A 23,924-nucleotide genomic window follows, 5' to 3' on the forward strand; every position below is an offset into this window, starting at 1 on the left:
GGGGTCTGCAGCGTGTCGAATGCACGCATCTGAACTCGGCGCGAAAGACGAGAAATCCGTGGGAGCGCACCTGCCGGCGGCGCTTTGAATGGTGCGCTGCGGTCAGATAACGGGAACTTCTCCGGCCGGTTGAATGGTGTTGTTGGCCGCGACCATCAGGCAATCCTGCATCGGGCTGCCGGTGGTCAGTTCGCGCGCCACTCAAGGCCCCGACCGGCAATGGCGTCGCAAAATTGCCAGTCCTGCGATCGCGGGCGTAAGGCTTCCCTGGGCGGCACTGTGAGGCTTGGGCCTTCCGTATCGGAACGCTGCTCCTTTCCGGCTAGAGACTGCATCAATCCAGCCGGCGGCGACCCCAGGCAACGGCCGCCCAAACCCGTTCATGAAGATAGTACCATGCGATTTTTGTCAGGATCTCAACGCCGGCGATCGAGCCCGCGATCTCGACCCTTCCGGTAAAGAACCAGCTGATCGCGAACGTATCGAGGGTTCCGAGCGTTCGCCAGCTGACCGCCTTGAGAACCGACCTCGAATGCGTTTCTGCCCCGCGGAAAATCACCGGCGCGCTCCTCTATTGTTGGCACACCCTAACACGTGAGCTCAGCCATCAGGTCTGCGGTTGTCATGCAGCGCGAGCAAGGGCTCCCGGCAGCTTGGCGGCCGTTGCTCCGGCTATGCAATTGCCATCCACGGAAATGCCGCCTGTTTTTCCGCCGCGTTATGCTTTTAGAACAAGCGGTTGAACCACCGACCCTAAGCCCGATATCAGGACGTCAGGCCACGCCCCCGGTAGCAAGCGCGTCATTGCCATTGAGAGCGCCGAAAAATGGCATATTTGCCAGCGAGATCAAAAGCCGGCTCTTCAGGTGAACCTTTGATTTCCGCGCTGAATTCTCCCAATCAGACGGCTACCGGCCTCGGCGCTACGGGCATTAGAGTATATTAATCGATGCTCCTTCTCCTTGAATCTCTCCCGACAGTGATTGGAACGGCGGCCGTCGCTCCGGCCCTTCTCATCCTGTGGCTCGTGGTGGCGGCGGGCGAGCGGTCGCAACCGCCCACAAAAGTGTGGGCTGCCTTCTTCCTTGGCGCAGCCAGTATCTCCTTGCTTGGACTAATACGCGCGCCATTCATGGCCCTGCTGACCTCCCCTGAAAATCCATGGTTGGCGCAAGGACTGCACTCGCTTCTCGGCGTTGCCCTTCCAGAAGAGACCGTCAAGGTTCTGGTCATTGCGGCGGTGTCCGCCTGGCGAAAGCCATTCTCCGATCCGATGGACACCGTGATCTACGGCGCCGCTGCAGGCCTTGGCTTTGCAGCGTACGAAAATCTCGCTTATCTCGTTCAGCATGCCGACATGTGGCCATCGCTTGCTGCATTGCGAAGCGTTTTGACCGTTCCATTCCATGGCGCGCTCGGCATCATCGCAGGTGCCTATCTTGCGATTGCACGATCCGGTACCGCGCTGGGCGCACACCGTCACCATCGGGACTGGGCACGCATCACGAGCGGCATCCTGGTGCTGGCAGGACCGGTCGGCCTGCACGCCGCATTCGATTTTCCGCTGCTGGCGCTGCAGAAAAATCCGAGCATCGACAACACAACCCGCCTTTTGCTCGGCGCGGCGAGCGTTCTGATCGGCTTTGCCTCGATTGCCTTTGCCGCACGACTGGTGCGCCGGGTCGGCCGTCACCATGCCCCCCGAACCGATCTCGCTCGCGAGCGGCTCAGTCAGCTTCGACGCATGTGGGCCTTGCTTGTAGTGGGCGGCGGGACAGGCTTCGCTGGGCTCGTTTTCGTGCTGTCATCAGTCCACCACTGGCTGGTGAACCCGAATCGCAACGTGACGCTGGTTCTCGTCCCTCTCGGCTTTTTTTCCATCCTCCTCGGCTTCGCGCTACTGGTCGTTACCGCCGCCGTCTACTTTCTTGGCCGCGATCGCCTGCGGATCAATGCATCATAGCCGTCGTCCGTGCGCAGACGGCGCGCTATATTGCGCTGTCACAGAAACGAGTCATTCTGCTCGAAAACCGGTACGGGAGATTTCGATGACCATTCCGCACGACAATGTCGATCTGTCGACGAAAATGCGCGATGCCGTTCGCCAGCATTGGAAGGCGTTTCTGTTCGAGGGCATTCTGCTCGTGATTTTCGGATTGGCTGCCATCATCGTCCCGCCCGCCGCCAGCCTTGCAGTCACAATCCTTTTGGGCTGGCTCTTCCTCATCAGCGGCATCGTCGGCCTTGCGCTAACATTCTGGGCGCGCGAAATGCCTGGATTCTGGTGGTCACTGATTTCCGCCGCGCTTGCGGTTCTTGCCGGCCTTATCCTGTTGGCGCAGCCGGCGCAGGGAACGCTCACCCTGACAGTTGTTGTCGGCATCTATTTCCTGGCAGAAGGCGTTGCCACCATCATGTACGCCCTCGAGCATCGCCGTGAACTGTCGCAACGCTGGTCATGGATGCTTGTTGCCGGTCTCATGGATATCCTGATTGCGGCCATCATTATCGCGGGATTGCCCGGATCGGCACTCTGGGCGCTTGGTCTTCTGGTCGGCATCAATCTGCTGTTCGGCGGCGCAACGCTGATCGGGGTGGCCCTTGCTGCGCGCAAAGCCTAGCCGCATTCAATTTCGCCGGGCCGCACGGCACCGGCGGCGACACTGACGCAGCTCTCTGAATGCGGCACCAGTGCCGCCGATCTGAAGTCCCTGCACCACAAGCGGCGAATTCGATCAGGGGCTTCAGATCGACAAAGCAGTACTAGAATCAGTAAATTAGCTAGTACCGATGATTTCCGAAGTTCGTCAAAGTGGCTGCTGAGGTGTAACACGAACTTCGGAAAGTGGGTCTAGCAGCCGCGGCAGATACTCTTGAGCTTGCGGTCAAGATCCGCATCTTCGCGCTTCATGGCATCCGGGGCGCCCATCGTATCCTTCTCGCCCATCGTATCCTTCTCGGACGGCACCTGGTCGGCCCGCGGCTGGCGGTGACCGATCGGCGCGGGCCAAGGAGTTTGCTTTCCCGATGACGAATTGCCCGTTTGCGCCACGGCTGCTGGTCCAGCCGTGAGCATCAGAAATGTCGCCGTCACCAAAAGTCTTCGCATCTGCTTTTTCCGTCTTGATGCCTGGACGCCGTGACCCGCTTCGTGAGCAGAGGTCAGGGCTCCGGTGGGTAGCGATGAACGTCGCCGCAATAATCCAGGATACGATAGCGGGTTTCTGCGGACTGTTCACGATCTGCCGAGAAAGATTTTTCGACCGACAGATAGGTCGGACCGGCTGGAGACTTGCCGTGGCCCCCGGGAATATCGACGACGAACTCCGGCTGACATAGCCCCGAAACCCGGCCACGCAGGGCGCGCATGATCGCCTGTCCTTGCTCCAGAGTCGTTCGCAAATGCGAAGTGCCCGGCGCCAGATCTCCATGATGCAGGTAGTACGGCTTAATCCGGCATTCAACGAACCCCCGCATCAAGGCCGCCAAGGTTTCAGGATCGTCGTTGACCCCCCGCAACAGCACCGACTGGCTGACCATCGGGATGCCGGCATCGATCATGGCCGCGCAGGCGGCGCGCGCCTTGGGCGTCAGCTCCCGGGCGTGATTGGCGTGAAGCGCCACCCAGGTCGTTGCTCCCCTGACCTTCAGGGCAGCAACCATCTTGTCGTTGATGCGCTGGGGCTCAGCGACCGGAACGCGAGTGTGAATGCGGATAATCTTGACATGGTCGATCCGCGCCAGGTCTGCCATCACTTCCGAAAGCCGCCGTGGCGACAACATCAATGGATCACCGCCGGTCAGGATGACTTCCCATACTTCCGAATGGGCGCGGATATAAGCCAGTGCATTCTGATAGGCGCCGTCCGAAAGCGCCGTCGCCTTACCCGGTCCAACCACCTCGCGACGAAAACAAAACCGGCAATAGACCGCGCAGACGTGAACCAGCTTGAACAGAACCCGGTCGGGATAGCGGTGCACGATTCCGGAGACCGGAGAACGCACCTGATCGCCGATCGGATCCGGCCGCTCCCCGGGCTCAACCACCAGTTCTTCGCTGCTAGGAATATATTGGAGCGCAATCGGATCGAGTGGATCATCCGGATCGATCAGTGCGGCCACCTCAGGCGTCACTGCGATCGCGTAGCGCGCTGCGACTTTTTCGAGGGCCGGAAGATCCCCCACCGGCACAAGGCCGCGCGCAGCCAATTCCGCAGGCTCGCGCAGGGTGGTGACCGGCTGAAAAATGGGACTGCTCATAATTCGCCAATGGGCGGCGCCCACACGACCTGATCGACCGATCCGGCACCGCTTGCCAGCATCACCAACCTGTCAAAGCCAAGCGCGACCCCGCTCGCCTCGGGCATGTGAGCCAACGCAGCCAGGAAATCCTCATCGAGCGGATATCGTTCGCCATATCGGCGCTGCTTCTCTTCCATCGCAAGCGTGAAGCGGCGGCGTTGCTCGACTGAATCGGTCAATTCACCAAACCCATTCGCCAATTCCACTCCGCAGGCATAGATCTCGAAGCGCTCGGCAACGCGGGCGTCGGATGGGACCGCACGCGCCAGCGCGGCTTCGGGCAACGGGTACTCATAGAGCACGGTCAGCCGTCCCTGCCCCAGATTGGCTTCAACATATTCCACCAATATCTTGCTGAAGATGTCGGACCATGTATCGTCCGTAGTAATACGGACCTTGCTTTCGGCCGCCGCCGCAAGGCTGGCCCGATCGCCTTCGCCATTATCAATGGTCGCGAGCAGGTCGATGCCCGCAAAACGTTCAAATGCTCGCGCGACCGTCAACATCTCGGGTTCGGCAAATGGATCGGCGATTTTCCCTCGAAATGAAAATTGGCCGATCCCGGTTGCCTGGGCCGCGTGCGCGATCAGGACAATCCCATCGGCCATTACGGAGTCGTAGGTCTCGTTCGCGCGATACCATTCGAGCATGGTGAATTCGGGCAAGTGCAGCCGGCCGCGCTCCCGGTCACGAAACACCCGCGCAAATTCGAATATCCGCTTTTCGCCGGCGGTAAGCAGCTTCTTGCAGGCAAACTCTGGTGAGGTCCGCAAATACCGCGTCATGCGTCTACCATCCGCGGCCGCTAGTTCCGTGCGGGGCGCATGCAGGTGGGTCTCATTGCCCGGCGACATCTGCAGGATCGCGGTCTCGACCTCGGTAAATCCTTGTTCGTCGAACCATTCCCGGATCGCCCGCGTGACGGCATTTCGGGCCATCAAAAACGGCCGGATGTCCGCGTATCGCCCGGCCGACCACCAAGGCGAAGCCCTATCCTCCACAGTCATCGACGGTCGCCTTGCCACTAGCATCCACGCACAAAATCAGTATGTTGCAGCCCGAAACCGCCCCAATTGGCCGTCGAATGCACCCATTCGCCTAGGTCCCGGGCCACAATCAGGAAAACAGCTTTGAAAGTCATCGCCAGCTCTATTCGCAAAGGCAACGTCATCGAGCAAGACGGCAAGCTTTATGTGGTCCTTACCGCCGAAAACATCCATCCTGGCAAGGGAACCCCGGTCAGCCAGATCGAAATGCGACGTATTGGCGACGGCGTGAAGATTTCCGAACGCTATAAAACCACCGACCAGGTAGAAAAGGCCACGGTCGAGGACCACAACTTCAACTACCTCTATGAGGATGCCGACGGCTTCCATTTCATGAACGCCGAGAACTACGATCAAGTGCAGGTTTCCAAGGATATCGTCGGTTCCGCGGCACCCTATTTACAAGAGAACATGACCGTGAAGCTTTCGCTTCATGAGGGTAATCCGGTCGCCATACAGCTACCTCAGCGCGCGACGCTCGAAGTCGTGGAGACTGAGCCGGTAACCAAGGGCCAGACGGCCTCGTCTTCCTACAAGCCTGCCGTCTTGTCCAACGGCGTCCGAACGGCCGTCCCGCCCCACATCACCACCGGTACGCGGATTGTGGTAATGACGGAAGATGGCTCTTACGTCGAGCGCGCAAAGGATTAATATCTAGACCGAGGCAGCGCCGGGGGGGCGTCAGTGTGAGATCGGGGGTCGGCAGTTACTTGGCGTGTCTACAACTCGCGGCCTGCTTGCTCGGTGGCGCCGCTAGCCCCCTTGCTGCCGACGAGTTCAGAACCCCCGCCATTTCTGTGGCCCGTGTTGACTGGCGCGCTGCGCTCGATCAGCTTCGCACCGAAATCGGCACCCAGCCGGCGGTCGTGCCGGCATTCACCTTTGTCGGCCGGCCGCGCTTGGGGGCGCCCGACCCGCGCTCAATGCCGGCGCTCGTTCAACTCAATGCCACGACGTCGCAGGTTTTCACTGGCATAGGCCGCAGCCCGGTGCCGGTCTTGCTGCCTTTCGACGCTGCGGCCTATCTTGATGCCGAACGGCACGGCGCTCTGGAAAATCTTTCGCTGGCTCACTTCCAGGCCGACTTTCGTCCGGCCGAGATGTTCGATGCAGGCCCTGCGGGTTATGACGCGGTCTTTTCACTTGAACCCGGCGAGGGCGATGGCCTGCCGCAGCGGATTTTCGCCAAGCCAGTCGAGGTTCAGATCACAGGATCACTGCTCACCTACGAGCTCAACGATCCGATCGGCGGCAAGGGCGAGCCGGTCAAGTCGCTGGCTGCACAATATCCCGACCTGCGGCGCTTCATCCGCGAAGGTTATGTTCGCTACGCCTTTACGCGCTTCGGCATTCCTTACGTCGTTTCGATCCAGTGCCTCGACAGCGTGGCAAAACCGAAGCGACTTGCCTGCCGCGAAGCTTATCCGGTCGCCGAGCGCTTCCTGAGAGCCCTGCACGTCGCAGGCGGACTGCCATCTCGATCACGCACGGATATCGCCTCAGAGGCTGTGGATCGTCCTTCTGAAGTGTCGCCGGATTTCACCTACCGGCCCCCCGGGGACATTATCGCCAACAGCGGATCGCATCGGCAGAGCGGTCGCGTCGATTACACCGCCTATTCGCAAATCCGCTTTCCGCTGGCCAAGGCCCCCGCCTTCGCCCATTCCCAATCATCCCATTTGCTCAAATTGAGCGCCAGGCTCGACGAGCTTTCGGTCGGACCGACCAGCTATCCCTGGCAGGACAATTTCTGCGAAGCCCGCAGCTTCAGCGTCGGCCAATGCCCGAGCGGATTCGGCCATCAGGGCCAGGATATGCGGCCCGCGCCGTGTCCCGCCCACGACGATGGGGCGGAGCATTGCGATCCCAGGCACCAGCCGGTGGTTGCTGTGCGCGACGCGGTCCTGATCCGTTCACCGAAGCAGCAGGCGGCAACCCTCCAGGTCAATACCCGAAACGAACACATCCGATTCCGCTACATGCACATGGATCCGTCAGCGATGGACGCGGACGGCTTGCTGAACGGCCGCCACGTCGAGGAGGGCGAGCAGATCGGCGTGGTTTCCAACTATCTCGACCGCCCCAACGGCACCACCCGTCACTTACATTTCGATATTCAGGTGTTCACGCGCGACGGATGGTTATGGGTCAATCCCTACGTCACGCTGGTCTCCGCCTATGAGCGTCTGATCCACGAACGTGGACGCGAGGTCGGGCCTCACAGTATCCCTGTGGCCGCCGACTTCGCCCATGCGCTTCCCGAGGATATGACTCGCCGCGGGCCTGAAGAACGCGGCGAGAACTAATCCTCTCCGCTCTGTCAATTCGCGGACCTATTCGATCACCGTCGTGAGCTGGGCGCCCTCGTCCGCTACGAACACGGCAATCAATTCCGCAGGCTCGGTACTGCTTGCATTGGCAGACACCAGATGGGTCGACCCCGGCGGCTCGAAGAAGGATTGCCCTACACCGAAGGTCTCGATCGGGCCGCCGGCGAGCTGGGAGCGGATCTCGCCCTTCGTGACGTAGGCAGTGACGGTGCCTGCGTGGCGGTGTGCGCGGGTGAAGCCGGCCGGACCATAAAATACCCGCACGATGGTCACCCGCTTGCCAGGTACGTTCGGCAGAGCATGCGAGGCGATCACCTCCACCTTGTCGAGTGGCGAGCCGGTTGCCGCGGCGCCATTGATGCAGAGCGGAGCCAATGCCTTCGATATCGACCCCATCGTCAGCGGGATTGCCTTCGCGGCGAGCAGCGCGCAGCCAAGGCCAACGGCAACGGCAAGTGAAATCTCTCTTCGATGGGGCCGCATCGGCGCAACCCATGTCGCCATTGATGTCATCGCTCATCCCTCCACCCATATGCCCGGCTGCTCATGATGCGGCCGCGCTCACGCGCGCTTGCCGGGCCGGCGGCGTCCAGCGATAGGCGACGCCAAACCTGTTCCAGGTGTTGATCGAGGCAACGGCCGATGTCAGGTAAGTCAGTTCCCGATCGGAAAATTCGCTGAGTGCCTGCGCATAGACCTCGTCGCCGACGCCGTCCGCAAGCCGCGTCAACGCTTCGGTCCAGGCGAGCGCCGCGCGTTCGCGCGCTGAGAATTGCGGCGCCTCGCGCCAAACAACGACGAGATTGAGTTTGTCGGAAGGTACACCAAGCCGTTCGGCCTGCAGGACGTGAAATTGCACGCAGAATGCACAGCCGTTGATTTGCGACGCCCGCAGCTTGATCAGCTCGAGCAACGGCTCTTCGATACCGGCGTTTGCCGCATACCCGCCAAGCGCGCGAACAGTTTCATAGGCGTCCGGGGCGATCGCCTGAAAGTCGCTGTATTCCTTTCGCGCCAGTGGCATTTTTCAATCTCCCATGTATAAGCGTTCTCATGGATTATAAGAGCTCTGATAACATGCGCAAGCCGGCCGCCCGATCGAATTCGCTATCACCGAACACGCGCGTAAAACAGCGAAAATCGGCTGCCGCCGCAAAGCCGGCTTCCCGAAAATTGGGCCGGCACACGAATCTCCCGGCTCAGCTTCCCGCACTTCAGGCCGTTCATCTTCCGCAGCCCGGATCGGGCAAGCGCGGCGAGCAGGGCCATATCGCCTATCTGCTGCGGCAAGCCCAGGCCGCGACGCGGCTGACGCTCGATCGCTCCCTGGCCGATCTCGGCGTCACGCCGCCGCAATTCGCCGTGCTCACGATGCTCAACGCCTACCCTGGCCTTTCCGGCGCCGACGTCGCCCGCCTCGCGCTGCTGACGCCGCAAACCGTCGGCGTCATCATCGGCAACCTCGAAAGGGACGGCGCGATCAGGAAGACGCCGCATCCGGTGCATCGCCGTGTGCTGCAATGGACGCTGACCCGCCGCGGTTCGGATCTGCTTGAGAAGTGCCGCCGCCGTGTGGATGCCGTCGAACGGAGGCTGGTGGCCGGATTGGGGGCAAAGGCTGAAACCACCATCCGGCGCTGGCTGTCCAAAATTGCCGCAGATTTGCATCAAGATATCTAGATGCTGCCGGCTGCCGCTTTGTCGCGCCGGGCTTAACCTGGCTAGACTGTCTGCATGAACCTGCCTGAGTCCTCCCACGAGATACCCACCCGCCGCGTTTTCCTGCGGAGCGGCCTCTGTTTCGGGTTGGGCGCGGGCGCGCTGTGCGCCCGGCCATTTCAGGCGTTCGCGGCAGCGCTGCCCGGCTTCGAGCAATGGCGCGATCGCTTTCGCGCCCGTGCCTTGGCAAAGGGGATCACGGAGGCGACCTGGAACCGGGCAATGGGCCGGATCGAACCGGACATGTCGGTGTTCAAGGAAATCGGCAACCAGCCCGAATTCAAGGAAGAACTCTGGCAATACCTCAACCGCCGGGTGTCGGACTGGCGCATCATTCACGGCAAGGAGGCGCTCCGGAAAAACGAGGCGCTGTTCGGTCGGATCGAGCGCGATTTTGGCGTCGAACGCGGTATGCTGCTCGCGCTGTGGGGCGTGGAATCCGCCTATGGCGATCCCCTGGTACAAAAGAACCATATGCGCCCGGTGTTCCCGGCTCTCGCCGCCCTCGCCTGGAACGAGCCGCGGCGCCGCAGCTATTGGGAGGGCGAACTGGTCAATGCGCTGCGCATCGTCGACCGCGGCTGGAGCACGCCGGAGCAGATGCGCGGTTCGTGGGCCGGCGCAATGGGACACACGCAGTGGATGCCCGAGGTCTGGCTCAACGTCGGCATCGACTACGATCACGACGGCCGGGTATCGCCGTTCGGCAGACCGGACGACGCGCTCGGTTCCACCGCCCGCTATCTCGTCACCCGAGGCAACTATCACCGAGGCGAGCACTGGGGATATGAAGTTCGCACCAACGGAGTTTCGGCGGGCGGCAATCGCAGCTACGCGGCCTGGGCGAGCGCCGGCGTGACCCGCGCCGACGGCAAGGCGTTCCCGCTGCCGAATGCCGTGGCGAAGCTGTGGACGCCGGTGCCTGGCGGGCCGAGTTTTCTCCTGGGGCCGAATTTCTATTCGGTTCGCAGCTACAATCCCGCGATGAGCTATGCACTGGCGATCTGTCATCTCGGCGACCGCATTCTGGGCGCGCCCCCCCTTATCCAGCCTTTCCCCGATTCCGAGCGCGCGTTGACGCTCGCCGAGGTGCAGGAGATGCAGACGCGGCTGACGCGCGCGGGCTTCGACACCGGCGGCACCGATGGCCGGGTCGGCAATGACACGATGCAGGCGGTCCGCGACTACCAGACCAAAATGGGGCTTTTGCCCGCCGATGGTTATGGCGGTCTGAAAGTGCTCGCACGGCTGCGGCAGGGAAGTTAACTCGTCTTACGACGGCCTCGGCGGTGCGGTGCCGGCCAACATGCCGCCATCAATGACGAGTTCGCTCCCCGTCACGTAGCTCGATGCATCGGAAGCGAGATACAGGACGCCCTGGGCGATTTCGCGGGCCCGCCCGGCGCGGCGCAGGGGGGTCGCGAGTTGCGCCAGCGCCTCGCAATCGATCGGCGCATTCTGGCCGTTCGCCATGCCGCCGGCCGGAATCTTGCCCCAGATCGGCGTATCGATGATGCCGGGATGCACGGAATTCACCCGGATGCCGTCGCCCACGGAGGCGCATTCCATCGCAACCGACTTGGCAAACAGCCGCACGCCGCCTTTGGTCGCGGAGTAGCCGGCAAGCGTCGGCGAACCGCGCAAACCCGCCAGGGAGGACATCAGGATGATGGAGCCGGCGCCGGTCTTGCGCATCAGAGGCAGGCCGTATTTTACGGACAGGAACACTCCATCGAGATTGATGGCGGTCTGCCGCCGCCAATCGGCCAGCGACATGTCGACGACCGAGGCGGCGCCAATCCCGATCCCGGCGTTCGCCACCAGCACGTCCAGCCTGCCAAAGCGCCGCTCGATCTCCCCAGTCACTTCCGTCCAGCGCGGCTCACTGGTTACGTCCTGATGTAGAAACACCGCCTCTCCGCCGGCTTTGGCGATGGCGGCAACCACTTCCGGCCCTCTCAGCTCGTCGACGTCGGTCACGACGACACGACCGCCCTCCTCGCTGAGCAATTCGGCAATTGCCCGGCCAATACCCGACGCGCCTCCCGTCACCAGCGCAACCTTGCCTGCAACTTGTCCGGCCATTCCGACTCCCATTCTCAATACCCTCATGGTGAGGAGCGCCTTCGGCGCGTCTCGAACCATGAGGCCTGATGTTGGCCTCATCCTTCGAGACGCCGCTTATGCGGCTCCTCAGGATGAGGGGACAGAACAATCCTGTCTACCTGATGACCGCCGGCCCCTGATCCGGCACGGCGACATCGAGCACGCGCAACTGCACGCGCTCGGTACCCTGCCAGCGGTCCACCGCAAGCGAGCCTGCCACGTGCAGAACCTGCCCGCGGCTTGCGGTCAATGCATGACCCAGTTTCTGTCCGATCGAACGAAACGCGACGCCGTTGACGATTGCTCCATCGCCGGACTTGAAGCGCAGGCGCAAATGGGCCTGGCCAATCTCATCGGCATAGACCAGCTGATGGGACGGCAAGGCAAGCACCGGCTCGGCGTTGCCGCTGCCGAAGGGCCCGGCGCGATTGAGCGTCGCGGCCAGCTCGGTCGTGACACCCCGCGCGCTGACCGCGCCATCGACAAAGATTTCATTGACGTGGCGCGACTGCGCCACATCGCGCGCGAGCGCGTTTTCCATATAGGCGCGAAATTCGGCGAGCCGCTCCTTGCGCAGGGTAACTCCGGCGGCCATCGCGTGGCCGCCGCCCTTGAGCAAGAGGCCGTCGTGGACCGCCTGCCGCACGGCCTTGCCAAGATCGACGCCGCCGATCGAACGGCCCGATCCGGTGCCGATTCCGCCAGGCTCGAGGGCGACCACGAAAGTCGGCCTTAAGAATTTGTCTTTCAGCCGCGAGGCAACGAGACCGACAATGCCCGGATGCCACCCCTCGGACGCCGTCACGATGACCGCCCCCTTGTCCTCCAGCCCGAGCGCGGCCAACGCTTCGGCCTCGGCTTGCGCTTCGGCGGCCTGCTCGATCAGGCGCCGCTCGTTGTTGAGCCGGTCGAGTTCGGCTGCAATGCGCGCCGCTTCCGAAATATCGCCTTCCAGCAGCAGCCGCACGCCGAGATCGGCGCGGCCGATGCGCCCGCCCGCATTGATGCGCGGCCCCAGCATGAAGCCGAGATGCCAGGCTTCCGGAGGCCCGTTCAGCCGCGCCACGTCCATCAGCGCGGTATGGCCGATATGGTCGCGCCGGCGCATCGCAATAAGGCCCTTGGCGACAAAGGCGCGATTGAGCCCGATCAGCGGCGCCACGTCAGCTACGGTACCAAGCGCCACGTGATGCAATACCCCGAGCAGATCCGGCTCCGGCATTTCGGCGGTCCAGAAACCCCGCGCACGCAGTTCGCGGTTGACCGCAACCAGCGTCACCAGCACAAGTCCGACGGCGGCGAGATGGCCGAGACCTGAGAGATCATCGGGCCGGTTTGGATTGACGAGAGCGTCCACCTCAGGCAACGCGTCACCGCATTGGTGGTGGTCGATCACCACGACCGACATGCCGAGCTTGCGCGCTTCAACGAGCGGCTCGAGGCTGGTGGTTCCGCAGTCGACGGTGACCAGCAGCGTGGCGCCCCGCCCCGCCAGCACCCGCACCGCTTCAATATTCGGCCCATAGCCTTCGAAGATGCGGTCGGGTATGTGGATCAGCGGATCAAGCCCGCAATGGCGCAAGTGCCAGGCGAGCAACGCCGCTGACGTGGCGCCGTCGACGTCATAGTCACCGAAGATCGCGACCTTTTCGCCTTTGACGGCCGCGTCCGCGATGCGCTTGGCTGCCGCCTCCATCTGCGTCACGGTGAACGGGTCGGGCATCAGCTTGCGGATGGTCGGGTCGAGAAAGTCCTCGACCGCGTCGATGTCGACGTCGCGCCCGGCAAGCACGCGCGCCAGCATTTCCGGCAACTGATAGCGCTGCGCAATCGCGAGCGCGCGCGCCGCGCCGCGCGCATCGAGCCGGTCGCGCCACATTTTTCCGGTCAGCGAACGGGCCACGCCGAGAAAGGCGGGCGAGGCCTCGACGGGTAATGCGGATGCTGGGAGGGTCATGATGCCTTCCGAAGATAGGCGAGAGACGCGCTTGTTCAATGATCCGCGAGTAAACCGTCCACGGATTATTGTTCTCGCGGCAGAGAATGCCCGAGCTATATCAGACTTTTGTCCCTCAAGCGCCGAGGGCGCAGGGAAAGCCGGGTGCGCAAGCGCGCCCGCAGCCTCGCGTCCAAAGGAAGGTAGGACACGAGTTAATCACCACAGGTACGCCTGGAATCCGGCCTTCCCTGCGCAATGGTTTTAACGGTTTCCTTCGTACTCGCCCCGGAGACCGGGCTTTCTTGTCTCCGTCACCCGTGCGATGCGTCAGCATCGTCACGGGCTTGATACCAGCGTCGGGATATCAGGCCCACACGACTTCGCCGTCCGCCCCACGCACGCTCGTCTGTCGCGCGAAGGCGTCCACCGCATTCCGCATCCAACGTTCGTGACGATCGCGATACGTCCCTCTTGGCGGGCGCGGAACGGCGGGGCTTCTAAAATTGATTTGCCCGACGACGCAAGCGAAAAGAATACGACACCTTGGCCCGATAGATAAATCATCGCGCGCCAGCAGAAAGTGCCCCAAGAATTTCACCACACGAGGCGACCAGTGCTTCTCTTGCGCGCTCGCCCGGTCGCGTTGATTGGCACCGCTCCCCACCGGAAAGGCAAATATCGACCAACGCGTCAATCCTCGCTCAAACGACCGAGAATGACCCGTGCCCTGCGTGCCTGCGACCGACGCCCAGCGATCCGCCTGTCAGCCGTTCACGGGGTAGTCGGCGAGAAGATCGGGAAGAGCCACGAGGTCGGGCTGATTCATCAACGGCTCCGGAGCGCCTGTCGGCACCGGATCGTTGAAGCGGTTCGACCAGTAAACCTGCATCCCGACGGCGGCAGCGCCGGGTACGTCATGCGGTGAGCCCGCAACGAACAGAACCCGGGAGGCATCCTCGCCGAGCGCGGCCAAGCCGGCCCTATAGGCTTCTGGCCTTATTTTGTAGAATCCGGCTCGTTCCGCGCTGACAATATGGTCAAAGCGATGGCCTGTTGCCGCAGCCGCAGCCTCAGCCAGCCGCTGGGAGCAATTGGTGACAACAGCCGTCCGCCAGCCGTGGCTCGCGAGCTTCGCCAGAACGGATGGAGCTTCCGGCCACGGAGACAGTCCCCCAGCGGCCCAGTCTTTCAGCAAATGATCGGCGCGTTCTCCGGGAACGCCGACCTCCCTGGCAGCCTCAAAGACGGTCTCTTCATACGGCCGATAGATGCCCGCCGTTGTAACGAGGCGGAGCGAAGCGCGACGCCAGGCTCGTCCCAGTCTTTCGTCGCCAGCGGTCCTGATCCAGAAAGCCCAGGAATCCATCAGCGCGGTCAGGAGGTCGAAGGCGACGGCCTTGAACTTTTGCTCAGCCATGGTGTCTTTCACTTTGCCTCGAGCGGGTAATTGGAGGGAAAAAGCGCGCGCTTCGTTTCCTCATCGTTGACTTTCTTGAACTCGTGATCTTTTCCGACTGCGCGAGCACGTGCGGCCGCAGGCCGGCTATCGACCGTCTGAAACAAGCGTTTGAGATGCGGAAACGCCCCGAGCGGATCTTCTGCTCCCTTCATGACGCGGGGAGCGCGCTCCAACCACCCCCAGGCGGACATGTCGGCGATCGTGTAATTATTCCCGACGATATATTCCCGATCCGCCAGATGATCGTTCAAAACCTGATAGTGCCGTTCGGCTTCACGCCGGTAGCGGTTTCTCGCGTAATCGAGACCTTCAGGTGCCGCGAACTGGAAATGAACCGACTGGCCTGAAAACGGACCGAGACCCGAGGCAATGAACATCAGCCATGACAACAATTCGGGACGGTCGCTCTTTGAGCCCATAAACGCGTCGGTCTTTTCCGCAAGGTAGAGCAGAATTGCTGTGGAATCGAAAACGCGTGTTTGCCTGCCGTCGGGACCTTGCGTGTCAACGATAGCAGGCACCTTTCCATTGGGATTTATCTTGCGGAATTCCGGGCGGTGCTGTTCGCCCTTGCTGGTGTCGACCGGGACCAGCTCGTAGGGAAGCCTGGCTTCTTCCAGCAGAAGCGCAACCTTCGCCGGATTCGGCGTGGGGTGGAAATAGAAGCGGATCATGCGAGCCTCGCAACGCGTCAGAATGACTCGTTTTATAATGTTCATTCTATAATGACACAAGCTATAATCAGCACGGCGGACGACCAGGTGAGGAGAAGGATGGCGAGGCCCCGGGAATTTGACGAATCGACGGTCCTTGACGCCGCGATCCATTGTTTCTGGCGCTACGGCTTCACGTCCACGTCGGTGACGCGGCTTACGGATACAACGGGCCTCACCGCTGCCAGTCTCTACAACGCCTTCGGCGACAAGCGCGAACTGTTCAAGCGCGCCCTCGAGCGATACGTGGAAGTTCACGTCGGCGAGCGGATCGAGCGCTGCCGTCGGCTGCCACCACGCGAAGCTGTGGGCGCATTCTTTGCCGAAATCCTCAACCGGTCCCTCACCGATCGCGAACGCAAAGGCTGCATGCTGGTCAATACCGCCCTGGAGCTGGCGCCACATGACGCCGAGTTCCGGGAAATAACGGCCGGCATGCTCCAACGCATTGAACGGTTCTTCCTGGAATGCTTCCGCAAAGGCCAAGCGGACGGGACGATCGTCCACTCCTCCAGTCCGGATGGACTTGCCGCTCATCTGCTCAGTGTCCTGATGGGGGTTCGCGTCCTCGCTCGCGTGCGGCCTGAGAAAGCCTTGCTCGAGGGTATCGTGTCGCAGGCCCTGGCGCTTCTCGACCGATGAAGAGCCCGGACCGCGGATGGCAGGGCCAGCGGACAGACGCTCATCGATGAAGGATCTTCGCCAGTTCCGCTGATGGATTTAGGAACAATCGGCCGAAATCCGGTTTCTTGCCGGATGAATTTGACAAACGCGCACATGTCGACGACCCGGGACCGGGTGCCGCTCCACTCGTCTGAGCACGCCAACAATCGGATCAGGCGAACATTGGTGGGTAACGTTTCTTATTTCGCTGCACATCGCGACCAGATCACCGAGAGACTGGGCGAACTCGATGATGAGTGGGACATCGAGAGAGCGATCGAAGCCAATGCGGCGGTCCTTGGATTTGCTGGAGTTGCTCTGGCCGCGGCCCGAAGTCGGCGCTGGCTCGCCTTGCCGGCGCTGGTGACCAGCTTTTTGTTTCAACACGCTGTCCAGGGCTGGTGTCCCCCGGTTCCGATCTTGAGAAGGCTGGGCTTTCGCACGTCTTACGAGATTGAAGAAGAACGACGGGCCCTGAAGGCGTTAAGGGGTGATTTCGGCCACGCCGCGGAAAGCGCAGAGGCCGCACTCCAGGCATCCGCGTAGCTGCACAGGCATCGCCAGTCACACGTACAGGAGTGCGAGATGGCCTATTATTTCTCGAAGACAGTCGACCTTCCGTTTCAGTCGGCCGTGGACAAGACGATAGCCGCCCTGAAGGCTCGCGGGTTTGGCGTCCTGACCAGGATCGACGTGCAGTCAACGCTCAGGGAGAAAATCGGCGCCGAGTTTCGACCTTACATCATCCTCGGTGCGTGCAATCCGAAGATGGCGCACGAGGCACTGAAAGCCGAGGATAAGATCGGCACCATGCTTCCTTGCAACGTGGTGATCCAGGAGATCGATGGAAGGACGGAGGTGGCCGCTGTCGATCCCTTGGCATCCATGCAGGCGGTACCGAACAAATCGCTGGCGACTATCGCTGCGAAGGTCGGCGATCAATTGAAGGCCGCCGTCGAAGAGATTTAGCTTCCGGTTGCCGCTGGTTTGGCGGATGATGCGGCTTGACGGATCATTCTGCTGCGAACGTATCGCGATCGAGGCGATACGGGATCAATATCGCGCAGCCCGTTTTGTCGGACGGTAGCCACACTTTGAGGAGGTCTCGAATGTACAGTCGCATCCTGGGCTTGACGACATCTGCTCTGATTCTGGCATACGGCACCATTGGTGCCTTTGCACAGAGCCAAACAACCGCCCCCGAACCAGATAAGCAAATGATGCAATCCCATCCCATGAGCCAGGGCACGGGCCCAACAGGCCACGAGGGCATGATGGGCGGCGGCATGATGGGACATATGATGGGGCGCGGCATGATGGGTGGAGGCATGATGGGGCCGCCGCTCATGATGCGAATAATTTTCGCTCTCATGGACACCGACAGCGATGGCACAGTTTCGCTGCAGGAGTTTCAGGCCGCTCACGAACGCATTTTCAAGGCAATGGACAGCAATAAGGACGGCAAGCTTACTCCGGAGGAGATGCAAGCCTTCATTCATGGGCCCAGGTGATCGGTTTTCCCACCGGCAGCAGACCAGCGCCCTCGCCCGGAAGAGAGCCCGCCTGCAAGCCGCCAGGAAGAGATCGGAGTGATGCTGTCCCCGACCTGTTCCTGTCCGGGTGCGGCGCTGGCAGCCTTCCTCCGCTACTTGGTGACTGCCCCAGGAGGGCTCCTACCGTTTTGTGGCCCTATGTGCATTTTTGCACTTGAGTCTGGAACGAAGCATATCTGCGGGCGTAGTCCTCCAACTTCGCTGGGGGAATTTCGTGACCGACAAGCCAGGCCTGCTTAGGCGGGCCGCGATGCTGCTAAGAATTTCCAAGAACACCGCTGATCCCGAGTTGGCTGCCTCCCTGGTGCAAAAGGCCGCCGACCTGCAGGCGCAGGCTGACGCGATGGACGATGATGCGCCATCCGATAGCAAGTCCGGGCTCGACAAACGATGAGTTGGCCAAGGCCGTGCTTCGGTCCGCAAACTTTAGCGACCAAAAATAACACAGGTTAATTCTCGAATCGCGCGCGGACCGCATTGGGGAAAAGAGCCGGTCAGCCCGAAAGTCTGTTTATCCAGTAATGGCCAAAGAAGACGAACAAGAAGCGCGAAGCGTCACTTTCGAGAAGCCGTTAGCGGCGAACATGATGGGCATCGACGGTACATGGCGACGCTCTTGCAGGGTCCTGGAAATTTCGGAAAGCGGAGCAATCCTTCAGGTTGAGCAGTCGATCGAGGGGCTGGCCCTGAATGAGTTCTTTCTTCTGCTTTCCTCGACCGGCTTGGCCTATCGTCGATGTCAGCTTGCAAAGGTCAACGGCGACGAAGTCGAAGTCAATTTCTTGCGCAGCAAACGTAAGGCGCAAAATGAACGGCCGCCGCGTAAGGGAAGCTGAGATCGAGCGATTGATTTTACCAGTCCTATAGAACCCGCAAGGTGTTCGGCTCGCCGTAAAGCCCATCTCAGTGGCGCACCTCGGAGATTAACAGCCCATCCGCGCAGCCAGCTCGCCGAAATCCCCGGCAACGATGTCCCAATCGCCGTTTGCCTCGAAGTCGTATTTCTGCAGAGGACCATATTCGGTCGGCCGCGCGACAAAGGCAGTCTTCAAGCCGTGCTTCTGTGCCGCCCTCAGGTCGTTGTTGTGCGCGGCCACCATCATCACCTGCTCGGGCGGCAGGCACAAAAGGCGCGCGGCGCCGAGATAGGTCTCAGCATCCGGCTTGTAGTGCTCGAACAGCTCCGCCGACATCACAAGATCCCATGGAAGACGGGCAAACTTCGCCATTTCCGTCAGCAGCGCCACATTGCCGTTCGAAAGCGGACTGATGATGTATTTGGTCTTCAGGCGCGTCAGTCCGCCGACGCTGTCGGGCCATGGATGGAGCCGATGCCAGCCCATGGTGAGATAATGCAGGTCCTCGTCGGTGAGGCCTGAAATCGAAAGCTGACCCACCAGTTTTTCGAGGGAGCGCCGATGCAGCACGTCCAGGATGACGTAGCCACGCTCAGGATGTTTGCGCACTTCGTCCATCGAGGCGACATAGACGCCGCGCCAGCCGTCAACGAGCGCGGTCCAGTCTGCCTTGATACCGCGCTCCTCGCCCCAGGCGGTGAAATCATTGATCAGGCTGGTGCGCCAATCGACCACCGTCCCGAACACGTCGAAGACGAGCGCTTTGATCTGCGAAAGGTCGGACATGCGAAGTTCCTCCCGCCGCCATTCCGGGGCGCATCGACGAGGCGATTCCTCAAGGCACCGGTGGCAGCACCATGCATTCCGGCCACCGCTATCGCGTGTCCCGGAATGACTGCCTAGAACTCAATCCAGGTGAAACTTGTCGAGTTGACGGTGATCGGCCTTGATATAACGGACCGTGCCGGTCACCGAACGCATCACCACCGTCTCGGTCTGGATGACATCCTTGCGGAATTTGACACCCGACAGCAGCGAGCCGTCGGTGACGCCGGTGGCGGCAAACAGGCAATCGCCGCGCGCCATGTCCTCGATCCCGTAGATCTGCTTTGGATCCTTGATGCCCATCTTGTGGGCGCGTTCGCGCTTTTCCTCGCTGTCGAGGATCAGCCGGCACTGCATCTGACCGCCGATGCAGCGCAGGGCCACCGCCGCGAGCACGCCCTCCGGCGCGCCGCCGGTGCCGATGTACATATCGACGCCGGTATTTTCGGGATCTGCGCAGTGGATGACACCGGCAACGTCGCCATCGGTGATCAGCCGGACGGCAGCCCCGGTCGAGCGCACGCCGTTGATGATGTCGGCATGCCGCGGGCGATCGAGCACCAGCACCGTAATGGCCGAAGGATCGACGCCCTTGGCCTTGGCAAGGCGGCGGACGTTCTCGGCCGGCGGCGCATCGAGTTCAACCACGCCCTTGGAATAGCCCGGGCCAATGGCGAGCTTTTGCATGTAGACATCAGGGGCGTGCAGCAGCGTTCCGCCGTCCGCCATCGCCATGGTCGCAATGGCGCCCGGCATGTTCTTGGCGCAGAGCGTCGTGCCTTCAAGAGGATCGACGGCGATATCGACGTTCGGCCCGGCCTTAAGCCCGACCGTCTCGCCGATGAACAGCATCGGCGCCTCGTCGCGTTCGCCCTCGCCGATCACGACCGTGCCTTCGATCGGCAGCTTGTTGAGCTCGCGGCGCATGGCATCCACCGCCGCCTGATCGGCCGCCTTCTCGTTGCCGTGGCCGCGCAGGCGCGCTGCCGAGACCGCCGCGCGTTCCGTCACCCGCACGAGTTCGAGCGTTAGGATTCGCTCGAGCAGCAACTGGGGCGGAACGGAAATATGGGTCGACATCGGCGAATTCCTCCTAACGGCTAACTTCTCGGGCTTTACGCTGTCACGCATCGCCGGTTCCGGCAGTAACATCCTTATATTTGAGCGTGATCGTCGGCAAACGCTTCGCGCTCGTCGCGCAGGAAAATCGATCCCCGCCTGTCCCGATCACGCCCAACTCAATTCTTTTCGATCCGGATCACCTGCGGACGCCCGCTGATCACTCTGTCGCGCTGCACAGCGTCGAGCGCGCGATAGACGGCATCCTCGCTCGTGGCATAGGTGATCAGAATGACCGGCACGGGCGCGGCCTTCCCGGCACTCTGCACGGCGTCAACGCCGTTGGCATGGCGCTGGACGATCGATTCGATAGAAATTTTCTGTTCCGCGAGGCGCGTGGCGATCGTGGCGGCGGTGCCGGCCAGGTCGCGCGCCATCAGGCGGATGTAATAACCGCCCTCATGGCGTTCCATGGGCGCCTTCTCGACCGCCCGCAAGCGCTCGACGGGGCGGCCGAACGGCAGCGGGCGAACGCCTCGCGCCACGTCCGCGATGTCGGCCACGACGGCAGACGCGGTCGCTGCTCCGCCCGCGCCGGGACCCACCAGCGTGATCGGGGGAATGCCTTCGCCGTCGATCGTCACCGCATTGGTGACACCCATCACCTGCGCGATCGAGGAGGTTTTCGGCACCATGGTCGGGTGCACGCGCTGCTCGATACCCTTGGCGGTCCGCACGGCGACGCCGAGCAGTTTGACGCGGTAGCCGAGTTCGGCAGCGGCGCGCAAATCTTCCGGAGCGATCGACGAGATGCCTTCGACATAGACCGCGCCTTGCGAGACGCGGGTGCCGAAGGCGAGACTGGCCAGAATGGCCAATTTTTGCGCCGTATCGTGACCATCGACGTCAAAGGACGGGTTGGCCTCGGCATAGCCGAGACGCTGGGCCTCCTTCAGACATTCGGCGAACGAGAGCCCCTCCTGCTCCATCCGGGTCAGGATATAATTGCAGGTGCCGTTGAGAATGCCGTAGACGCGATTGACGACTGTGCCGGCCAGCCCCTCGCGCAGCGTCTTGACGATCGGAATCGCCGCCCCCACCGCGGCCTCGAAATTCAGTGCAGCGCCGGACCGTTCGGCGGCCTTGGCGAGCTTGATGCCGTGCCTGGCGATCAGCGCCTTGTTGGCGGTGACGACCGACTTGCCGGCCTTGAGTGCCGCTTCGATGGCTGACAAGGCGGGCTCGCCCGCGCCGCCGATCAGTTCGACAAAGCAATCGACCTTGGGATCGCTCGCAAGCGCCAGCGGGCTTTTGGCCCATTCGACCCCTTGCAGATCGAGGCCGCGCTTCTTGGCTTTCGACCGCGCGGTGACCGCGATCACCCGCACACCGCGGCCGCAGCGCAAGGACAGCGTCCGGCTCTGCTGCTCGATCAGGCGGACCACTTCGGCGCCGACGGTGCCGAGCCCCGCGATACCCACTTTCAGGGGTGCGACCATGATTGGAAAAGACCTGCCGGAGGGCTTCCCGCGCGACAACGCGGGCAGCAAATGATTGGCGTCCTATCGCCGGTTGGCGAGAGGAACCACGTTGTGCAATGTTTCGATGCCGCTTTCAAGGAAGCGGCGCACCCCGCGGGCGGCCTGCCGGATCCGTTGCTCGTTTTCCACCATGGCGATGCGCACATAGCCCTCGCCATGCTCGCCAAAGCCGACGCCGGGCGAGACCACGACGCCTGATTTTTCCACCATGAGGGTGGCGAATTGCATGCTGCCGATTCCACGAAAGGCTTCCGGCAGCGGCGCCCAGGCAAACATCGAGGCGTCGGGCGGCGGAATGTCCCACCCCGCCCGGCCAAAGGATTCCACCAGCGCATCGCGCCGCTTGCGGTAGGTGTCGCGCATCTCGCGGATGCAGTCCTGCGGGCCATTCAGCGCCGCCGTCGCGGCGACCTGGATCGGCGTGAAGGCGCCGTAATCGAGATATGATTTGACCCGCGCCAGCGCCGCGACGATCCGCTCGTTGCCGACGGCAAAGCCCATGCGCCAGCCCGCCATCGAAAATGTTTTCGACATCGAGGTGAATTCCACCGTCACATCGATTGCGCCGGGGACCTGCAGCACCGAGGGAGGCGGATTCTTGTCGTTGAAATAGACCTCGGCATAAGCGAGGTCGGACAGAATGAAGATGTCGTGTTTCTTGGCGAACGCCACGAGATCCCGATAGAAATCGAGATCGGCGACATAGGCGGTCGGGTTGGACGGATAACAGGCGACAAGGGCGAGCGGCTTCGGGATCGAATGAATGATCGCGCGCTCGCAAGCTTCAAAAAACTGCGGCGTCGGCTCAGCCGGCACCGAGCGGATCACGCCGCCCGCCATCAAAAAGCCGAAGGCATGAATCGGGTAGCTTGGATTGGGACACAGCACCACGTCGCCGGGCGCGGTGATCGCCTGGGCGACGTTAGCAAAGCCTTCCTTCGATCCCAGCGTGGCGACAATCTGGGTTTCGGGATTGAGTTTGACGCCGAACCGACGCTCGTAATAGGCGGCCTGCGCGCGGCGGAGACCCGGAATGCCGCGCGAGGCCGAGTAACGGTCGGTGCGCGGCTTGCCTAGGGTTTCCTTCAGCTTGTCCAGGACGTGGGCGGGCGTCGGGAGGTCTGGATTTCCCATGCCAAGATCAATGATGTCGGCCCCGGCATTACGCGCGGCCGCCTTGGCCCGGTTGACCTGTTCAAAGACGTAAGGCGGCAGACGGCGGATGCGGTAAAACTCTTCCATGGGACCCTTCAGCTCCGGCAACCCTTGCGGGATCAATTTGGCGGGACAGATTCGCCGCCGCCCCGCGGGCCTTCTTACCGCAGCCCATAATCACACAAATTCAATAACTTAGTGAGATTTCGGACTGAAGCGATTTAAGTTTCGTGCCAAGCGGCGCGGTTCAGCAAATTAATTCTAGCACGGAAGGCTTGGTGCGCCAGCAACGCGATTATTTTGCGGCCTGAACCTGGCTCTGTGGCTGGTTCTGGTCATTAGCCTGCCCCTGGCCTTTGGCGGCGGCCGCGGAGGCCTGGTGATCCCGGGCGGCGACCAGTTCCTTCTGAACCTTGGCGCGTTCGGCTGGATCCATGGCGGCCTCATCACGCTCCGGCGGCAGCGCATTGACCGGCAGAAAGGCGCTGGTTTCGGTTGGCCTGGTATCGGACGCTGCACTGCCGATCGGCATTTCGCTGATCGAGGTCGAACAGCCTCCCAAAGCCAGCGTCACCAGCAGCCATGCTGCCCCGGCCCTAGCTCGGTTCTGCTGTACCCCCGACATATTCAGTCCTTAACCCCATCCGGGCGCGGCGT

Annotated in this window: 27 protein-coding genes; 12 read left to right on the forward strand and 15 right to left on the reverse strand. The window is 62.0% G+C overall.

Going from position 1 to position 23,924, the window contains the following annotated elements; translation table 11 throughout:
* Positions 1–334: 334 nt before the first annotated feature.
* Positions 335–559 carry a DUF2061 domain-containing protein gene (locus NEZ08_RS21630; RefSeq protein ID WP_298111563.1) on the reverse strand — a complete coding sequence of 75 codons (225 nt, stop codon included), beginning with the start codon at positions 557–559 and terminating at the stop codon, positions 335–337.
* A gap of 390 nt (positions 560–949) precedes the next feature.
* On the opposite strand from NEZ08_RS21630, the gene NEZ08_RS21635 reads away from it, so the two are divergent.
* A complete protein-coding gene (locus tag NEZ08_RS21635; protein WP_298111566.1) occupies positions 950–1,963 on the forward strand; it encodes a PrsW family glutamic-type intramembrane protease in 1,014 nt (337 codons plus the stop codon).
* 85 nt (positions 1,964–2,048) lie between these two features.
* Positions 2,049–2,621: an HdeD family acid-resistance protein gene (locus NEZ08_RS21640; protein WP_298111568.1), complete on the forward strand. Its 573-nt coding sequence runs from the start codon at positions 2,049–2,051 to the stop codon at positions 2,619–2,621.
* A 230-nt stretch (positions 2,622–2,851) separates the two neighbouring features.
* Here NEZ08_RS21640 and NEZ08_RS21645 read toward each other — a convergent pair whose 3' ends face one another.
* The 3 genes from NEZ08_RS21645 to epmA are packed head-to-tail and all read right to left on the reverse strand — an operon-like array spanning position 2,852 to position 5,309.
* Positions 2,852–3,109, reverse strand: coding sequence for a hypothetical protein (locus NEZ08_RS21645; protein ID WP_298111571.1), 258 nt, complete (start codon positions 3,107–3,109; stop codon positions 2,852–2,854).
* Between the two features lie 53 nt (positions 3,110–3,162).
* A complete protein-coding gene (locus NEZ08_RS21650) occupies positions 3,163–4,260 on the reverse strand; it encodes a lysine-2,3-aminomutase-like protein (RefSeq protein WP_298111574.1) in 1,098 nt (365 codons plus the stop codon).
* Positions 4,257–5,309 carry an EF-P lysine aminoacylase EpmA gene (gene epmA, locus NEZ08_RS21655; RefSeq protein WP_298111577.1) on the reverse strand — a complete coding sequence of 351 codons (1,053 nt, stop codon included), beginning with the start codon at positions 5,307–5,309 and terminating at the stop codon, positions 4,257–4,259. The genes NEZ08_RS21650 and epmA overlap by 4 nt, the downstream gene beginning before the upstream one ends.
* A 123-nt stretch (positions 5,310–5,432) precedes the next feature.
* On the opposite strand from epmA, the gene efp reads away from it, so the two are divergent.
* Together efp and NEZ08_RS21665 are read left to right on the forward strand one after the other, a co-directional pair.
* Positions 5,433–5,999, forward strand: a complete 567-nt coding sequence (gene efp / locus NEZ08_RS21660) for an elongation factor P (RefSeq protein ID WP_298111580.1) — start codon at positions 5,433–5,435, stop codon at positions 5,997–5,999.
* A gap of 59 nt (positions 6,000–6,058) precedes the next feature.
* On the forward strand, positions 6,059–7,654 hold the full coding sequence (locus NEZ08_RS21665) for a M23 family peptidase (protein WP_298111669.1): 1,596 nt from the start codon (positions 6,059–6,061) through the stop codon (positions 7,652–7,654).
* Positions 7,655–7,681: 27 nt separating this feature from the next.
* Here the strand turns inward: NEZ08_RS21665 and NEZ08_RS21670 are convergent, their stop codons facing one another.
* Together NEZ08_RS21670 and NEZ08_RS21675 are read right to left on the reverse strand one after the other, a co-directional pair.
* Positions 7,682–8,191, reverse strand: coding sequence for a cupin domain-containing protein (locus NEZ08_RS21670; RefSeq protein ID WP_298111583.1), 510 nt, complete (start codon positions 8,189–8,191; stop codon positions 7,682–7,684).
* A gap of 31 nt (positions 8,192–8,222) precedes the next feature.
* A complete protein-coding gene (locus tag NEZ08_RS21675) occupies positions 8,223–8,702 on the reverse strand; it encodes a carboxymuconolactone decarboxylase family protein (protein ID WP_298111585.1) in 480 nt (159 codons plus the stop codon).
* Between the two features lie 149 nt (positions 8,703–8,851).
* Between NEZ08_RS21675 and NEZ08_RS21680 the strand changes: the two genes are divergently transcribed.
* Both NEZ08_RS21680 and NEZ08_RS21685 read left to right on the forward strand, forming a co-directional pair.
* The gene (locus NEZ08_RS21680) at positions 8,852–9,358 is read left to right on the forward strand and encodes a MarR family transcriptional regulator (RefSeq protein ID WP_298111588.1); all 507 of its coding nucleotides are present in this window, start codon (positions 8,852–8,854) and stop codon (positions 9,356–9,358) included.
* A gap of 54 nt (positions 9,359–9,412) precedes the next feature.
* Positions 9,413–10,663: a lytic murein transglycosylase gene (locus NEZ08_RS21685; protein ID WP_298111591.1), complete on the forward strand. Its 1,251-nt coding sequence runs from the start codon at positions 9,413–9,415 to the stop codon at positions 10,661–10,663.
* A 6-nt stretch (positions 10,664–10,669) separates the two neighbouring features.
* On the opposite strand, the gene NEZ08_RS21690 is transcribed toward NEZ08_RS21685, so the two are convergent.
* From NEZ08_RS21690 to NEZ08_RS21705, 4 genes are all read right to left on the reverse strand, one after another.
* Positions 10,670–11,482, reverse strand: coding sequence for a glucose 1-dehydrogenase (locus NEZ08_RS21690; RefSeq protein WP_298111594.1), 813 nt, complete (start codon positions 11,480–11,482; stop codon positions 10,670–10,672).
* 136 nt (positions 11,483–11,618) lie between these two features.
* Positions 11,619–13,460, reverse strand: coding sequence for a single-stranded-DNA-specific exonuclease RecJ (gene recJ, locus NEZ08_RS21695; RefSeq protein ID WP_298111596.1), 1,842 nt, complete (start codon positions 13,458–13,460; stop codon positions 11,619–11,621).
* Between the two features lie 745 nt (positions 13,461–14,205).
* The gene (locus tag NEZ08_RS21700) at positions 14,206–14,859 is read right to left on the reverse strand and encodes an HAD-IA family hydrolase (protein WP_298111597.1); all 654 of its coding nucleotides are present in this window, start codon (positions 14,857–14,859) and stop codon (positions 14,206–14,208) included.
* Between the two features lie 8 nt (positions 14,860–14,867).
* Positions 14,868–15,575 (reverse strand): glutathione S-transferase N-terminal domain-containing protein, encoded by a 708-nt coding sequence (locus tag NEZ08_RS21705; RefSeq protein ID WP_298111671.1) that lies wholly within the window; start codon positions 15,573–15,575, stop codon positions 14,868–14,870.
* A 99-nt stretch (positions 15,576–15,674) separates the two neighbouring features.
* Between NEZ08_RS21705 and NEZ08_RS21710 the strand changes: the two genes are divergently transcribed.
* From NEZ08_RS21710 to NEZ08_RS21735, 6 genes are all read left to right on the forward strand, one after another.
* Positions 15,675–16,256, forward strand: coding sequence for a TetR/AcrR family transcriptional regulator (locus NEZ08_RS21710; RefSeq protein WP_298111599.1), 582 nt, complete (start codon positions 15,675–15,677; stop codon positions 16,254–16,256).
* A 135-nt stretch (positions 16,257–16,391) separates the two neighbouring features.
* A complete protein-coding gene (locus NEZ08_RS21715; RefSeq protein ID WP_298111601.1) occupies positions 16,392–16,823 on the forward strand; it encodes a hypothetical protein in 432 nt (143 codons plus the stop codon).
* A gap of 39 nt (positions 16,824–16,862) precedes the next feature.
* Positions 16,863–17,246 (forward strand): DUF302 domain-containing protein, encoded by a 384-nt coding sequence (locus NEZ08_RS21720; protein ID WP_298111604.1) that lies wholly within the window; start codon positions 16,863–16,865, stop codon positions 17,244–17,246.
* Positions 17,247–17,386: 140 nt separating this feature from the next.
* Positions 17,387–17,788, forward strand: coding sequence for an EF-hand domain-containing protein (locus NEZ08_RS21725; RefSeq protein ID WP_298111607.1), 402 nt, complete (start codon positions 17,387–17,389; stop codon positions 17,786–17,788).
* A 256-nt stretch (positions 17,789–18,044) separates the two neighbouring features.
* A complete protein-coding gene (locus NEZ08_RS21730; protein ID WP_298111611.1) occupies positions 18,045–18,224 on the forward strand; it encodes a hypothetical protein in 180 nt (59 codons plus the stop codon).
* 127 nt (positions 18,225–18,351) lie between these two features.
* A complete protein-coding gene (locus NEZ08_RS21735) occupies positions 18,352–18,666 on the forward strand; it encodes a PilZ domain-containing protein (protein ID WP_298111614.1) in 315 nt (104 codons plus the stop codon).
* A gap of 87 nt (positions 18,667–18,753) precedes the next feature.
* Here the strand turns inward: NEZ08_RS21735 and NEZ08_RS21740 are convergent, their stop codons facing one another.
* The 5 genes from NEZ08_RS21740 to NEZ08_RS21760 all read right to left on the reverse strand — a co-directional run bounded on the left by NEZ08_RS21740 (position 18,754) and on the right by NEZ08_RS21760 (position 23,892).
* Positions 18,754–19,473: a haloacid dehalogenase type II gene (locus NEZ08_RS21740; protein ID WP_298111616.1), complete on the reverse strand. Its 720-nt coding sequence runs from the start codon at positions 19,471–19,473 to the stop codon at positions 18,754–18,756.
* Positions 19,474–19,593: 120 nt separating this feature from the next.
* A complete protein-coding gene (gene glpX / locus NEZ08_RS21745; protein WP_298111619.1) occupies positions 19,594–20,592 on the reverse strand; it encodes a class II fructose-bisphosphatase in 999 nt (332 codons plus the stop codon).
* Between the two features lie 158 nt (positions 20,593–20,750).
* On the reverse strand, positions 20,751–22,070 hold the full coding sequence (locus NEZ08_RS21750) for a homoserine dehydrogenase (protein ID WP_298111621.1): 1,320 nt from the start codon (positions 22,068–22,070) through the stop codon (positions 20,751–20,753).
* 63 nt (positions 22,071–22,133) lie between these two features.
* The gene (locus NEZ08_RS21755; protein WP_298111624.1) at positions 22,134–23,354 is read right to left on the reverse strand and encodes an LL-diaminopimelate aminotransferase; all 1,221 of its coding nucleotides are present in this window, start codon (positions 23,352–23,354) and stop codon (positions 22,134–22,136) included.
* A gap of 208 nt (positions 23,355–23,562) precedes the next feature.
* Positions 23,563–23,892, reverse strand: coding sequence for a hypothetical protein (locus NEZ08_RS21760; protein WP_298111627.1), 330 nt, complete (start codon positions 23,890–23,892; stop codon positions 23,563–23,565).
* Between the last annotated feature and the right edge of the window lie 32 nt (positions 23,893–23,924).

It is taken from the genome of Bradyrhizobium sp. (genome assembly GCF_027451485.1).
Classification (GTDB): Bacteria; Pseudomonadota; Alphaproteobacteria; order Rhizobiales; family Xanthobacteraceae; genus Bradyrhizobium.